The organism is Actinophytocola sp., assembly GCF_036378875.1.
In the GTDB taxonomy this organism is placed as follows: domain Bacteria; phylum Actinomycetota; class Actinomycetes; order Mycobacteriales; family Pseudonocardiaceae; genus Actinophytocola.
Genome location: NZ_DASUVO010000033.1, coordinates 78,673 through 90,241 on the forward strand (window position 1 = coordinate 78,673; position 11,569 = coordinate 90,241).

The 11,569-nt window shown below is 66.5% G+C and carries 19 protein-coding genes; 18 read left to right on the top strand and 1 reads right to left on the bottom strand.

Going from position 1 to position 11,569, the window contains the following annotated elements; genetic code table 11:
- Positions 1–166: 166 nt before the first annotated feature.
- The 3 genes from VF106_RS09585 to VF106_RS09595 are packed head-to-tail and all read left to right on the top strand — an operon-like array spanning position 167 to position 1,692.
- On the top strand, positions 167–844 hold the full coding sequence (locus VF106_RS09585; protein WP_330839258.1) for a Crp/Fnr family transcriptional regulator: 678 nt from the start codon (positions 167–169) through the stop codon (positions 842–844).
- A 30-nt stretch (positions 845–874) separates the two neighbouring features.
- Entirely contained in the window at positions 875–1,180 is a 306-nt protein-coding gene (locus tag VF106_RS09590; RefSeq protein ID WP_330839259.1) for a hypothetical protein, read from the top strand.
- Entirely contained in the window at positions 1,180–1,692 is a 513-nt protein-coding gene (locus VF106_RS09595; protein WP_330839260.1) for a hypothetical protein, read from the top strand. Before VF106_RS09590 ends, VF106_RS09595 begins: the two co-directional genes overlap by 1 nt.
- A gap of 546 nt (positions 1,693–2,238) precedes the next feature.
- On the opposite strand, the gene VF106_RS09600 is transcribed toward VF106_RS09595, so the two are convergent.
- Positions 2,239–2,667, bottom strand: coding sequence for an NUDIX hydrolase (locus tag VF106_RS09600; protein WP_330839261.1), 429 nt, complete (start codon positions 2,665–2,667; stop codon positions 2,239–2,241).
- Positions 2,668–2,734: 67 nt separating this feature from the next.
- Between VF106_RS09600 and VF106_RS09605 the strand changes: the two genes are divergently transcribed.
- From VF106_RS09605 to VF106_RS09675, 15 genes are all read left to right on the top strand, one after another.
- Entirely contained in the window at positions 2,735–3,514 is a 780-nt protein-coding gene (locus VF106_RS09605; protein ID WP_330839262.1) for a GntR family transcriptional regulator, read from the top strand.
- Between the two features lie 203 nt (positions 3,515–3,717).
- Entirely contained in the window at positions 3,718–3,927 is a 210-nt protein-coding gene (locus VF106_RS09610; RefSeq protein ID WP_330839263.1) for an excisionase family DNA-binding protein, read from the top strand.
- Positions 3,924–4,280, top strand: a complete 357-nt coding sequence (locus VF106_RS09615; protein ID WP_414638907.1) for a WhiB family transcriptional regulator — start codon at positions 3,924–3,926, stop codon at positions 4,278–4,280. Before VF106_RS09610 ends, VF106_RS09615 begins: the two co-directional genes overlap by 4 nt.
- The gene (locus VF106_RS09620) at positions 4,280–4,669 is read left to right on the top strand and encodes a hypothetical protein (protein ID WP_330839264.1); all 390 of its coding nucleotides are present in this window, start codon (positions 4,280–4,282) and stop codon (positions 4,667–4,669) included. The genes VF106_RS09615 and VF106_RS09620 overlap by 1 nt, the downstream gene beginning before the upstream one ends.
- A complete protein-coding gene (locus VF106_RS09625; protein ID WP_330839265.1) occupies positions 4,666–4,917 on the top strand; it encodes a hypothetical protein in 252 nt (83 codons plus the stop codon). The genes VF106_RS09620 and VF106_RS09625 overlap by 4 nt, the downstream gene beginning before the upstream one ends.
- Positions 4,914–5,390, top strand: coding sequence for a hypothetical protein (locus VF106_RS09630; protein WP_330839266.1), 477 nt, complete (start codon positions 4,914–4,916; stop codon positions 5,388–5,390). Before VF106_RS09625 ends, VF106_RS09630 begins: the two co-directional genes overlap by 4 nt.
- 62 nt (positions 5,391–5,452) lie before the next feature.
- Positions 5,453–5,899, top strand: coding sequence for a hypothetical protein (locus tag VF106_RS09635; protein WP_330839267.1), 447 nt, complete (start codon positions 5,453–5,455; stop codon positions 5,897–5,899).
- Complete coding sequence (locus VF106_RS09640; RefSeq protein WP_330839268.1) at positions 5,899–6,357, top strand: SsgA family sporulation/cell division regulator; 459 nt, start codon at positions 5,899–5,901, stop codon at positions 6,355–6,357. The genes VF106_RS09635 and VF106_RS09640 overlap by 1 nt, the downstream gene beginning before the upstream one ends.
- Complete coding sequence (locus VF106_RS09645) at positions 6,357–6,587, top strand: hypothetical protein (RefSeq protein ID WP_330839269.1); 231 nt, start codon at positions 6,357–6,359, stop codon at positions 6,585–6,587. The genes VF106_RS09640 and VF106_RS09645 overlap by 1 nt, the downstream gene beginning before the upstream one ends.
- On the top strand, positions 6,584–7,618 hold the full coding sequence (locus tag VF106_RS09650; protein WP_330839270.1) for a DUF2637 domain-containing protein: 1,035 nt from the start codon (positions 6,584–6,586) through the stop codon (positions 7,616–7,618). Before VF106_RS09645 ends, VF106_RS09650 begins: the two co-directional genes overlap by 4 nt.
- Positions 7,619–7,668: 50 nt before the next feature.
- Positions 7,669–7,902, top strand: coding sequence for a hypothetical protein (locus VF106_RS09655; RefSeq protein WP_330839271.1), 234 nt, complete (start codon positions 7,669–7,671; stop codon positions 7,900–7,902).
- On the top strand, positions 7,902–8,261 hold the full coding sequence (locus VF106_RS09660; protein WP_330839272.1) for a hypothetical protein: 360 nt from the start codon (positions 7,902–7,904) through the stop codon (positions 8,259–8,261). Before VF106_RS09655 ends, VF106_RS09660 begins: the two co-directional genes overlap by 1 nt.
- Entirely contained in the window at positions 8,258–8,641 is a 384-nt protein-coding gene (locus VF106_RS09665; protein WP_330839273.1) for a hypothetical protein, read from the top strand. Before VF106_RS09660 ends, VF106_RS09665 begins: the two co-directional genes overlap by 4 nt.
- Positions 8,641–10,770 (top strand): hypothetical protein, encoded by a 2,130-nt coding sequence (locus VF106_RS09670; RefSeq protein WP_330839274.1) that lies wholly within the window; start codon positions 8,641–8,643, stop codon positions 10,768–10,770. Before VF106_RS09665 ends, VF106_RS09670 begins: the two co-directional genes overlap by 1 nt.
- Positions 10,771–11,077: 307 nt before the next feature.
- Positions 11,078–11,491 carry a hypothetical protein gene (locus VF106_RS09675; protein WP_330839275.1) on the top strand — a complete coding sequence of 138 codons (414 nt, stop codon included), beginning with the start codon at positions 11,078–11,080 and terminating at the stop codon, positions 11,489–11,491.
- Positions 11,492–11,569: the final 78 nt, after the last annotated feature.

Below are 11,569 nucleotides of genomic sequence, written 5' to 3' on the forward strand. Positions count from 1 at the left end.
TCGACTGTGCGTGTGTGAGCGAATCGCAGAGGCCGCCCTGTTGGACGATCTGAGCGAGATGGGAGCGGGCGTGGTCGACGCCGCGCGCCGAGGGGCGACCGACGATCGAATCCACCTAGTAGCGGCAATCGTTGCACCTTGCTGTGGGTACGATTACACTTACGCCATGATGGTTCCTCCCTCCAGTCAAGGCGTCTGGTCTCTTCAGGCTGAGGAGATCTCCTGCCTGGAAGACGTGGGAAGCACGCTCCACCGGCACCCTGGCCACGTCTTCATGCGCGAAGGAGAAGACAGCGACTTTGCCCTCCTGATCAAGAAGGGTCATGTAAAAGTGATCGCCGGCAACCCAGCACGAATCGTCGCTTTTCGTGGCCCTAACGAGACGGTCGGCGAGATGGGCGCGCTGCGTGGCACCCCTCGGTCTGCGACGGTTGTCGCTTGGGACGAGGTCGAGGTTCTCTATGTTGGCTCTACTCAGCTGAAGAAGTTTCTTCACGACTTTCCAAGTGCTATGTACGCACTGCTTGTGGCCACCGACGATCGTGTGATCCAGGCGACAAGAATGATCGCCGAGTCAGACCTGGCAATCGAGCGGAGGTTTGCCAAAGTTCTAGTGCGACTAGTAGAAGATGGTCTGACGACGCGCGCCGGCGAAACATCAACCATGCGACTGAGTCAAAAGGACCTCGCCTCCCTTGTCGGTTGCTCTACCGAGTCAGTGAAGAAGATCGTCCGGGTGTTCAAAGACCACCAGTTTATAGACACCGGCCGGGAATTTCTCACGATCGTTGACGTCGACGCGCTGCGGGAAGTCGCCGATGGCAAACCAACGGCATCCTGGTGACTGGCAGTGCTCGCCAGCCTCACTGGTCCAGTGATGATCCTACCGGTTATCACTGTCGTCGCCGGTATCGTCCTGACCTCCTGGTTCTCGCTGCGCAAGCTCGCAACCCGGGAGAAGTTCCGGACGTGTCGGTTCGCAGAAGCACTCAAAGGTACCAACCCTTGGGAGCGCCCGGAGATCATTAGAGCGCTCAGCTGTCTTGAAGAAGGTGGCGACAACGAGACTGCGTCCGTGACAACACCGAGCAGCAGTGATCCAACGGCGGCTGAGAACCGGGTCATCTTTGATGAACTGCGGCGAATAGGCGGCCACGCGACCACGACGGAGAGCCACTAGTGGACACCGCCACCCCGACATCAAGGATCCGCCGCAATGTCCTGGTCGGTGAGTTGCGCCAAATGAATCTGAACCCTGATCATTTCGTAGTGTTCGGCAGCGCCCCTCTGCTGGCCCACGGACTTCGGGCGTCGATAAACGATCTAGACATCGTCGCCCGTGCTGACGTGTGGCAGTGCGTCTCAGCGACCGGATCGCCAACTAGAGGTATGTACAGCGGCGACCGAGTCTGGCAGTTCTACGGCGGTGACCTCCAGTTCTCCGAGCGCTGGATAACCGATGATTGGGACGTCGATGCACTGATCGACAATGCAGAGATCATAGACGGAATTCGGTTCGCCACGCTTGCCGACGTCCTGCGCTATAAGGAAATACTTGGCCGCCAGAAAGATGTCGCCGACATTAACGCGCTGCGTGAATACCTAGGCGTTCATACTTGCTTGTCTACCAGTCCGTGGCGACCGTTGACACGCAAGCTAATGGCGTTCTTGCGTAGAGCAAAAGACACCTAAGGACGCATCAACGTTATTGGACTAAAGCTTGGACGGTGCTGTGATCATGACTGTGTGCGGTGTTCCGGGTGATGCTTGACCCATGGCCCCGTGTCATGCGTCGCGTCGTGCTGGGGATGTGGACCAGTCAAGACAGTGATGCCTCGTTCCGTGCTGCGGCGTTGGGCTGGCGCGGCAAGAGCGTTGTACTCCCGTAAGGTCTGCCCGTCGCGGTAACCTAACGTGCTGAATCCGTCACCGAGTGATCATCTGGGGGTAGGGGGCTATGAGGGTCGGAGAACTGCTCTGGCTACCAGTGCGGGTGCTCTGGGGAGTGATTAAGGCCTGTGCCATCCCCGCTATCGTCACGGCGGGTGCCTTGTGGCTTCTCCCGGACGACTGGGCTAAGTGGATCACCATTGCCATGGTCATATGGGCCGCCATCGTCGTCTTGCTGATCGCGGGCAAAGTCACTGGACACATACGCTCGCTGGGACGTGGGCCCTTCTACCTTCGCGCCCTGGACGACGACTGGCTGTAGCGAACGGGTTCACGCCCCCGAGTGGGTCAGGCGGAGATGAGGTTCACGCCGTCATGAGTTCGGACCTGAGGGGTGGGTTCGAACGCGTCTAGCACGCGGATCGCGAATGCAGGAGACATCGCTGAGCGGACCTCGTCGCGGGTCATCCAGCGAACCTCGCGTGCCTCCTCTGTCGGGTGAGCCTGTCCGCCGTTCGGTCTGCACTTGAACACCAGTGCAACGATGCCCCGAGTCAGGTTCTTGTAGACGCCGGTCAGGTGCTCAACCGCGACAGCCAGCCCAGTCTCCTCAGCGATTTCCCTGCATACCCCTTGCTCGAAGGTCTCATCGAGTTCGAGTACGCCTCCCGGGGGTTCCCAGTGGTCGTTGTCACGGCGGCGGATGACCAGGACGCGGTCACGGTCGTCAACCACAACCCCAGCGACACTCACCGAATGCTTCGGCGTACCCACCATGTGAATCACCCGTTCTCGTGCTCTCATGCCAGACTAGACATGTCTAGACGACTGCAGGAGGTGGCGCGTGCTGCAGCTTGGCGCAATCGACCGATCAGACGATCGGCCGCCCTATCGACAGATCGCCGGCATGCTGCGCGCAGCAATCGAGGCAGGGGTCCTTGGCCCCGGCGAGCGTCTTCCGTCCGAAGCTGAACTGATCGATCACTTCCATGTTGCGCGGATGACCGTTCGGCAGGCCATTCAGGAACTGAAGGGCGAAGGGCTGGTTGTCTCCGAACATGGACGGGGCGTGTTCGTTCGACCGATGCCGCCAGTGCGCCGGCTCGCGTCTGACCGGTTCGCTCGTAAGCATCGCGACGCTGGCAAAGCTGCCTTCCTGGCGGAAGCGGACAAAGTGGGCTACGCGCCTGGCGTCGATCGGATCATGGTGACCCGCGGAGTGGCTCCCGCAGCCATCGCGGAGCACCTGCGGCTGCCTCCCGAGGCCGAGGTGGTGATCCGCAGCAGGCGGTACACCGCCAACGGGCGGCCGGTCGAGACAGCTGTCTCCTTCATCCCAGCCGACATGGCCGCCGGTACCCCGATCACGGAGATGGATACCGGTCCAGGTGGCATCTATGCGCGGCTCGAAGAAGTTGGGCACGTGCTTGCGCGGTTCACGGAGGAGGTTGGCGCTCGCATGCCCACCCCCGAGGAGCGGCGGGAGCTTGAGATAGGCACTGGAGTCCCGGTCTTGACCGTTCTGAGAACGGCGTACGACACGGCCGACGTCGCCGTCGAGGTGTGCGACACGGTGAAGGTCGCACCCGCCTACCTGCTCGAATACGAGTTCCCGGCCCGCTGAGCATGTGCGAATGCAACGCCAACGCTGTTTGGGTTGTACTTCTCTAGACGACTAGGTAACTTGGGCTTGTCTAGAGGAGTTAGCAGATCCTGACGACACTGCGACGGCGGCCATTCATGTCGCTCGTCGAGAGAAGACGCAGAAGGCCCCGGCTGGTGCCAGCACACCAGGCCGGGGCGTACATCGAAGCCTTGGGAGCCCAGATGCAGGTGAAGAGTACCTCGCAGTTCCTGCGGGTGCGGGTGATCGCTGCGAGGTTGGACGTATCGGTCGCCACGATCTATCGGGCGATTGAGTCGGGCAAACTGCCGGCGGTGCGCGTCGGCTCGGGCCGCGGGGCGCTTCGAGTCCCGGCGGGCGCGGTTGACGCATATGTCGCGTCCTGCCAGTCCTCTGGCGGTGATGCGGCGTGACCCAGAACAGGGACCGGCGCCGGTTGTTGTCGCCGGCGAGCCAGTCGGATCCGGCGGACTCGTTGTGGGAGCTGCTGAACCTGGGTGCGCCGGACGAGACGGAGTGGATGCGGTCGAGCGCGTGTGCGCAGACTGATCCGGAGGCGTTCTTTCCGGAGCGAGGGCAGCCGAACGGGTCGGCCAAGTCGGTCTGTCAGGGCTGTCCAGTTCGGACGGCCTGTTTGGAGTACGCGCTGGCTCGTAACGAGCGGCGTGGTGTCTGGGGCGGTCTGTCCGGGCGAGAGCGTCGACAGTTGGCCCGGGCCCGCTACGCAACAGTCGCCAGTGTGGAGCCGGATCGGCGGGTGGCGTGATGAGCCTGTTCGGACCGGTCGATGACGGTGATCTGCGGGGTTGGCAGCAGCGCGGAGTCAAGGCGCTGGCTGCGTTGGTGAAGTTGGCGGCGCGGGAGGAGTTGCCGCCGCTGAACTGGAGTTTGACCAGCAGCGGAGCGTTGGCGAGCGCGCACCATCCGCGTGCGGTGTTCGAGTCGTGGGCGGTGTTGGACAGCCATCATCGGGTGGAGCCGCAGCGTTCGCGTCTGGCAGGCCGCGCGAATCCGACCCAGAGTGAGCGCACCACGCGCGATGGTCGGCTCCGGCTGTTCGCCGGCTACACCTTCCGGCTCTCGGATCGGCTGTACCCGTCGACCGACCTCGCGGTCATCGCCGAGTGGTGGATGGACGAGGTGAGTGCGCCGTGAAGATCCGTTTGATGGGCACTCGCGAGGAGATCGACGCTGTTCTGCCCGTGCTGGACGCGGTGCTGGACGTGGTGGAGGTCAGCTCCTTCTACCCCAACCGCGGCACTTCCAAGCTGGGCCGGGTTTACCTCGAAGCGCGCGGTACCCGCACCACGCCTGGGCCTGCTCCGGTTCAGGTCGACGCGACTCGTCTGGATCGGACGCGCGGGGCTGTCGAGCCGGGTGGTCGAGGGGAGATCACGTCATGACCAGGGGAATGGGGCTCAGGTTCCGCGTGGGCGATGACGTCGTCTCCACCGACCCGGACACCGGTGAGTGGTGCCGGGTGCGGCTGACTTCCACTACGGACGAGGGTGCCGTTGTCGGGGTGGTTGTCCGGAGCGGCACTGTGGACGACTGCCGGCGCGGTGAGCTGTGGGCGTTGCCAGAGTCGTGGTTGACGTTGCTGTTGGAGTCCGGCGTGCAGGCCGCCGGGGTCACGTTCGCGGGCGCGGTCATGAGCTGGGTGACCGGCATCTGGATGCTGACCGATGACGGCCTGGTGCCTGGCCTGATTGTGCTGGGGATCGCGGTGTTGTTCACCGTCGCGTGGATCACCAAGACCATCAGTGTGATCACGGCGGTCCGGCACGCCGGTGCCGCGAGCCGCTGCGGCGGCGTCGATGACGCGAACGCCGATGCCGGCCGTGAGGTCGAGCCGATTCCGGCCACTGGGCGCTGATCAACCCCGCGCGGTAGTCCCTGCCGATCACAAACTTTTTGGTTCCCTGGAAGGAACTTGTGATGACCACGAACATCAACTCCGGTGCGCCTGCGCTGGCCATGGATTCCTGTGACCGTATCCGCGCGCGGCTTGCTTCCCTGCTGGTCCACCTCGACCAGCATCCCGAACTGGCGGACACCGTGTCGGTCCACGACGTTCGGAGCCAGCTCGCGATCCAGATCTTCCCGTGGAGCCGTGGCGGCGACTCCCACCTCGGTGTTCTCGCCGAGTGGCAGCGCACCTTGGGGCTCTGCCAGCCGGTGAAGGTCACCGCGGTGACGAACAAGGGCGCTGTCCATTTGGAGATGGACGGCGTGCTGTGCGACGGGTCGCCGATCCGGCTGTTCGTCCTGCCCAGCGAGCGGGAGATCACGTTGCTCGGCGACCACGTGGTGGTCGAGGAGGGTGCGATGTTCCCGGCCGACCTGGTCCAGCGTTTGGCGGCGACCTCGGTGGGTGGTGCGTGATGGACACCGCGACGGTGCGGTACAGCGCGATGGGCCGGTTGGTGACCAACGCCGGGGGTGAGGTGCCGGTGTCGTGCGCGTTGACCTACGACCCGACCGATCCGTGGGCGGTGACGTTGGTGTTGTGGCCGCACTCCTCGGACCCGGTGGTGTGGCAGTTCGCGCGTGAGCTGCTGGCGGATGGTCGGCGGGAGATCGCGAACCCGGGCGGGTCGGTGACGGTGTCCCCCGCGCCGGATGTCCCGCCTGGTGTGTGGGGACCGTGGATCCGGATCGACCTGGCCAACCCGTGCGATGGCCGGCACGCGGTGGTGCTGATCCCGCTGCACGCGGTGATCGCGTTTCTGATCCGGACCTACCAGCAGGTGTCAGCGGGGGATGAGGCACGGCGGATCGATTGGGACCCGGTGTTGCGTGCCTGGCTCGACCGTGGGTTCGACGAGGGGTGGGCGGCGTGATGTCCACATTGGTCGCGATCAACGCGTTGGCGGCGGCCCGCCCCACGTCGGACGCGCCGGCCGTGGTGGTGGCTGCGTGGTATGAGCGGAAAGCCGTTGTGCTGCACCAGATCGCGGACACCAGTCCGTCACTGTCCGAACACGACACTTACGAATCGCTTGCCGAGCAAGCACATCAGCACGCCGTGCGCCTGCTCGGCAGCCTTCGACAAGGAGGTGCAGTCCGATGACGGAACCGATGCCCGTGCTGACAAGGCCGGCAGACACGACGGCCACCCCGCAGTCCGTTCCACTGCACTCGGTGCCCGATTCGCGTGGCCCGCTCTGGGCGTCGACTTCGGACACGGCGGACGCGTCGGTGACCCGTCCGGCCACCGATGCCACCGATGCCACCGATGCCACTGGTGCCGTCGGTGAGGTCGAGGATCTGCGGGAGCGGGCGCAGCGGGTGTGGAAGGAGAGCGTGGCCGCGGGCCAGCCGTTGACCGGGCTCGAACTGGGTGCCCGGTTCGACCGGTCGGAGCGGTGGGGCCGGGCCCGGATCGCGGATGCTCGAGACAGCGGCACGGGCACGGGTGGCACGGTGCCGCCGCGCCGTCGCCGTGCGGCAGCCGCCAAAGCCACGCGCACCAGCGGCACGGACGCCGGACCGTCCACGCGGCACGACCCGAACGGCGCGGAAGCACCCGCCGCCGCGACGGACGGCCGGGATGCCGGTGCCGGGCGGCGCGAGGATCGTCCGGCACCGGACACGGCGGCACCGGCAGTGCCGGGTGTGCCGTTGCCGGGGGTGCCGGTGGGGTTGCCGCCGGGGGCGCGGTTGGTGGCGTGGGCCGGGTTCTTGTTCGGCACGGTGATCTCGGTGGCGGCGAACGTGCTGTACGCGTGGTTGCCCACGTTGGCCGGTCGGGCTGGTCCGCCGGGGTTGGCGCCGCAGATCGGGGCGGCGGTGTGGCCGATCGCGCTGGTCATCTCGGTGGAGGTGTTGTCGCGGGTGCCGTGGCGGCCGGGTTGGGCGTGGCAGTTGGCGCGTTATGGCGGTGCGGGGTTGGTCGCGGGTGGTGCGGCGGTGATCAGTTACGGGCACTTGCGTGGGGTGCTTGCTGCGTGGGGCTACGGCTCGACCGGCGCGGCGGTCGGTCCGTTGGTGGTGGACGGGCTGATGACGATCAGCGGGTTCGCGTTGCTGGCCATGGGCAACCACGGCAAGCGCAACACCAGCGGCAACCACGACGGCAGCGGCGGCGGGGCGGGCCGGTGAGCGCGGGTGTGCAGCCGGCCGTGTACCGGCATGGCCGCCGGAGCCGCCGCATGGGTCGGCTGCGACGTGGGTTGGTGTGGCTGGCCCAGGTGTTCGGGTTCGTCGCGCTCGTGGTGGACGAGTTGGTGACCGCGTGGCTGGGTGTGCCGCCGGTGTTGCCGCGGCTGCGGCGCTGGTGCCAGCGGCTGGTCGCGGAGTGGCGCGCCTACCGCGCGGTGGTCGCGGGCGAACTGATCGAAGCCGAAGTCATCGAGGACGGACTAGCGAACGGGGTGTGGCGCTGATGAGCAGCAGGGACCGGAAGCTGGATGAGCTGGCCAGGGTCGAGTTCACCGGGTCGCTCGGCGAGGCGTTCGGCCGGTATGCCGCCGAGTTGCGGGAGTTGTCGACGCGGTGGGACACCGAGTTGGGGTTGGCGTCGACCGATGTGCGGGCGGCGTTGTCGTCGATGCGGATGCGGTGGTTGGGGTTGGACGCGGCGTCGCGGCGGGTGAAGGCGTGGCGGGTCGCTCGTCGGCTGCGGCGGGCGCAGACGTTGGTGGCGGGGGTGTCGGAATGTAGTGAGCGGTTCGTGAAGGAGTACGCGAAACAGTTCATGACTCCCGAGGTGGCGAAACGTAAGACTGAGGATGGTGACGTGTGAGCGCCGGTGAGCAGCGGATCAACGAGATCGCCGATTGTGAATTCGTTGGTAAGAATTTGGCGGGGCAGATCGCCCGCTACGCCGCGCTGACCCAGCAGCTGGCGCACGACCTCGCCCGGGAGTTGGCGGACAGTGAGGAGGCGGCGGTGGCGGCGATGCGCAGGTTGCGCGGGCATCCACTGTTGGCCGGGGTCGACGTGAAATGGCGTGCCCGGCGCGTCGCCCGCGTCCTGAACGAGGCCCGGGAGTTGTGTCACGGGGTGTCGGCGGAATGTGTCGCGTTTAACGTGCAATTCCGCGCCGAATTCGCCGACGCGCTCAAAGCGGCGAGCCGGAAAACCAAACCCAAGAAGTATCGCGACGAGGAGGTGGATATCTGATGCGCCGCACCACCGTGTCCATGATCCCCACCGACCCCACCACCGCCGCTGCTGGTGAGCGGTTGCGGGCCCGGGTGGCGTCGAAGCTGGCGGTGTTGGTGCCGCCGTGGGTGATGCTCGGTCTCACCGCCGGCGCCGGGGCGGTGTCCCATGCGGTGTGGGGTGACCCGGCCTCGGTGACCTGGGTGGCTTGCACCGCGACCGCGGCCACCATGGGCTTGACCGGGTTGACCTGGGCCATCACCCACGCTCGACGCCTGCTCGGGCGGGTGCACGCCACCGCCACCACCGCCGCTACCGGGACCTGGGTCACCGTGGTCACCGTCACCGGACTCGGCCCGGACGTGGTGACCGGCGCCCTGTGGTGGGGCGGCGGGTTCCTGGCCCTGTCCTGGAACCTGCGCGCGGTGATCCGCCACCTCGACCCCGACCAGCAGACCGGCGGCGGAGACGCCCTCGCGGCGTTGTTCGACCGGGCGAAGGACCAGGCCAATCTCAAAGGAGCGCGGGCCCGCGCGAAGGAGGTCACCGATCGCAAGATCAAGGGCCAGTTGGCGTTGCCGCCCGGGCAGGCCACGGTCGACGACGCGCAACGCGCGATCGGCCGGCTCGAGTCCGGCATGCAGGTGCCGCCCGGCACCATCGCGCTGGCCGCCGACCCCGACCGGGCTGACCTGGCCGAGATCACCCTGTCCGACCCGCGTGTGCTGCGGAACCCGATCCTGTGGCCGGGGCCGTCGCGGCCGGGCGGGTCGATCGACGACCCGATCCGGGTCGGGGTGTGGCAGGACGGCGACGACTGCGAATACTCCCCGCGCCGCCACCAGCAGAAGATGGGCACCAGCGGCTCGGGCAAGAGTTTCGGTGGGGCGTGGAACGACCTCGCGGAGATCATGACCCGCACCGACGCGGCGATTTTCGCGATCGACACCAGCAAGGACGAACAGACCCTCGGACCGCTGCGGGAGGGTCTGGCGCGGCTGGACACCGACCACAAGGACGCGGTGCGGCTACTGCGGGCGATCCACGAGCGGATCCCGCAGCGCACGAAGTGGCTGGGCCAGAACGGTCACAGCAACTGGGAGAAGGGCTGCGGCCTGACCTACTGGATCCTGTGGATCGAGGAGTTCTCCAAGTTCATGGCCGGCCTGTCCAGCAAGGACGAGGAACGCCTCGAACAGGTCATGAAAGAGGCCCGCTCCGCCGGGGTCACCGTGGTGTTGTCGCTGCAACGGTCGGACTACACCCAGATGCCCACCCTGATCCGGGGACAGCTGGCCAAGATGTGCTTCGGGGTCACGTCCGGAGAGGACGCCAAGTTCGGCCTGTCCGTCCGCCAGCAGAAGGTCGACACGGTCGAGCCGGAGGCGTGGGAAGCGAACTACCCCGGCATGGCCTACCTCGACGCCCCCGGCGTGTCCGAGAAACACGCCGTCATGCCCCTACGCACCTACGACTGGGGCAAAGACGCCCGCGCCCTGATGGCCGCCCACGCCCACGAATACGCCCAGGCCAACAAGGACGTGGACGAGTTCACCGCCGAACTCATCAACCTCCCCACCACCACAGCAACCACCACCACCTCCGGAACCGCCGCCGCGACCGCGACCACCGGAACCGCTGGTATCAGCGACACCGGCACGGGGGCCGACCGCGACCTGGACGACGACCTGGACGACTTCACCGACGACCTGGACGACGACCCCGACCAGGGGGACGAGGAGGGTTTCGACGTGGTGGACGACGTGCTCACCGAGGCCGCCGAGATGGACCCGGATCTGGCCGACCCGGACCCGGCGATCACCGCCGGCGTTCGGTCGGACATGCCGATCCAACAGCCCACCGAGCAGGAGAACGCGGCCCTGTCCGTGGACCCACCCGCCCAGCAAGCCTCACCCACCGAGGCGCGTGAGGCGCTGCGGGCTTGGCTCGAGCAGCGCGCCGCTACCGGCCAGATGGCGTTCAAGGCCACCGACGACGGGCTCGCCGCCCTGCGCCAGCAGTTGGGTCTGAGCCGACAGTGGACCTACAAGGCCCTCCAGGAACTGGTCGACACCGGCCGGCTCGCCCTCGACAACCGCGTCTACACCATCACCGACCACGAACCCGGGCACGAGGCAGCCGCCTGACGCGTGCGGCTGCGCGTGGGAACAACACGCCGCCTGGTGTTGATCTTGTCATGCGGGTGTCACGCGGCTTGTCACGGCCGTTGTCACGTCCGCTGTCACGCGGGTTGTCACGCGATCTGTCACGGGTCGTGACACCGGCTCTGACCGGTAACTCTCCACCCCAACCCCTCCCCGCGTGACACGAGTCCTGTCACGCACACCCCCAACCCACAACCACACACCGTCCACACGGGACCAGCCGACCGGGCTGGGGCCCTTGGTCGAGCACACCCCAAATCCCGGAGAAACCCAATAAGGGAGCAGTCGAATGTCCGAGCAGCAGATCCGTTCCACCGAGGCGTTGTTCATGGCGTTCGCGAACGCCGAGGAAGCCAACCGCTGCGCACGAGCCGCGGCCCGTAGCCGGGTGCGTCATCACGGGGCGCCGCATCGGGTCGACTTGGACAATCTGGTCCAGGCGCTCCAACTCACGAACAAGATCACGACCGAGTTGGGGCAGACCGTCTGGCACTACGGCCGCGCTCTCTACAACGCCCGCGCCAACACCGGCCCGTCCCCGTTGTCCGTCGCCGCCTACGACGTCGCCCGCGAACTCCACGCCCTCGCCGCCCCACTCCGGCGCGGCACACCAGTGGACGGGGCCCTCGCCGCCATCACCACCCTGGACACCGTCGTCACGAACTGGCGCATCCACCGCAACCGCCCCGGCGGGGATGCGTGATGAACACATCGACGCCGGATCTGGCACTCGATCCGGCGGGCGACGTGTATCGGTTGGTGGTCGCCGCGCACGAACTGG

Excerpts from the sequence above, each read along its gene's own strand:
- VF106_RS09585 (WP_330839258.1), top strand. The coding sequence starts at position 167 with ATGATGGTTCCTCCCTCCAGTCAAGGCGTCTGGTCTCTTCAGGCTGAG.
- VF106_RS09600 (WP_330839261.1), bottom strand. The coding sequence starts at position 2,667 with ATGGTGGGTACGCCGAAGCATTCGGTGAGTGTCGCTGGGGTTGTGGTT.
- VF106_RS09610 (WP_330839263.1), top strand. The coding sequence starts at position 3,718 with ATGCAGGTGAAGAGTACCTCGCAGTTCCTGCGGGTGCGGGTGATCGCT.
- VF106_RS09620 (WP_330839264.1), top strand. The coding sequence starts at position 4,280 with ATGAGCCTGTTCGGACCGGTCGATGACGGTGATCTGCGGGGTTGGCAG.
- VF106_RS09630 (WP_330839266.1), top strand. The coding sequence starts at position 4,914 with ATGACCAGGGGAATGGGGCTCAGGTTCCGCGTGGGCGATGACGTCGTC.
- VF106_RS09635 (WP_330839267.1), top strand. The coding sequence starts at position 5,453 with ATGACCACGAACATCAACTCCGGTGCGCCTGCGCTGGCCATGGATTCC.
- VF106_RS09640 (WP_330839268.1), top strand. The coding sequence starts at position 5,899 with ATGGACACCGCGACGGTGCGGTACAGCGCGATGGGCCGGTTGGTGACC.
- VF106_RS09645 (WP_330839269.1), top strand. The coding sequence starts at position 6,357 with ATGTCCACATTGGTCGCGATCAACGCGTTGGCGGCGGCCCGCCCCACG.
- VF106_RS09650 (WP_330839270.1), top strand. The coding sequence starts at position 6,584 with ATGACGGAACCGATGCCCGTGCTGACAAGGCCGGCAGACACGACGGCC.
- VF106_RS09655 (WP_330839271.1), top strand. The coding sequence starts at position 7,669 with ATGGGTCGGCTGCGACGTGGGTTGGTGTGGCTGGCCCAGGTGTTCGGG.
- VF106_RS09660 (WP_330839272.1), top strand. The coding sequence starts at position 7,902 with ATGAGCAGCAGGGACCGGAAGCTGGATGAGCTGGCCAGGGTCGAGTTC.
- VF106_RS09670 (WP_330839274.1), top strand. The coding sequence starts at position 8,641 with ATGCGCCGCACCACCGTGTCCATGATCCCCACCGACCCCACCACCGCC.
- VF106_RS09675 (WP_330839275.1), top strand. The coding sequence starts at position 11,078 with ATGTCCGAGCAGCAGATCCGTTCCACCGAGGCGTTGTTCATGGCGTTC.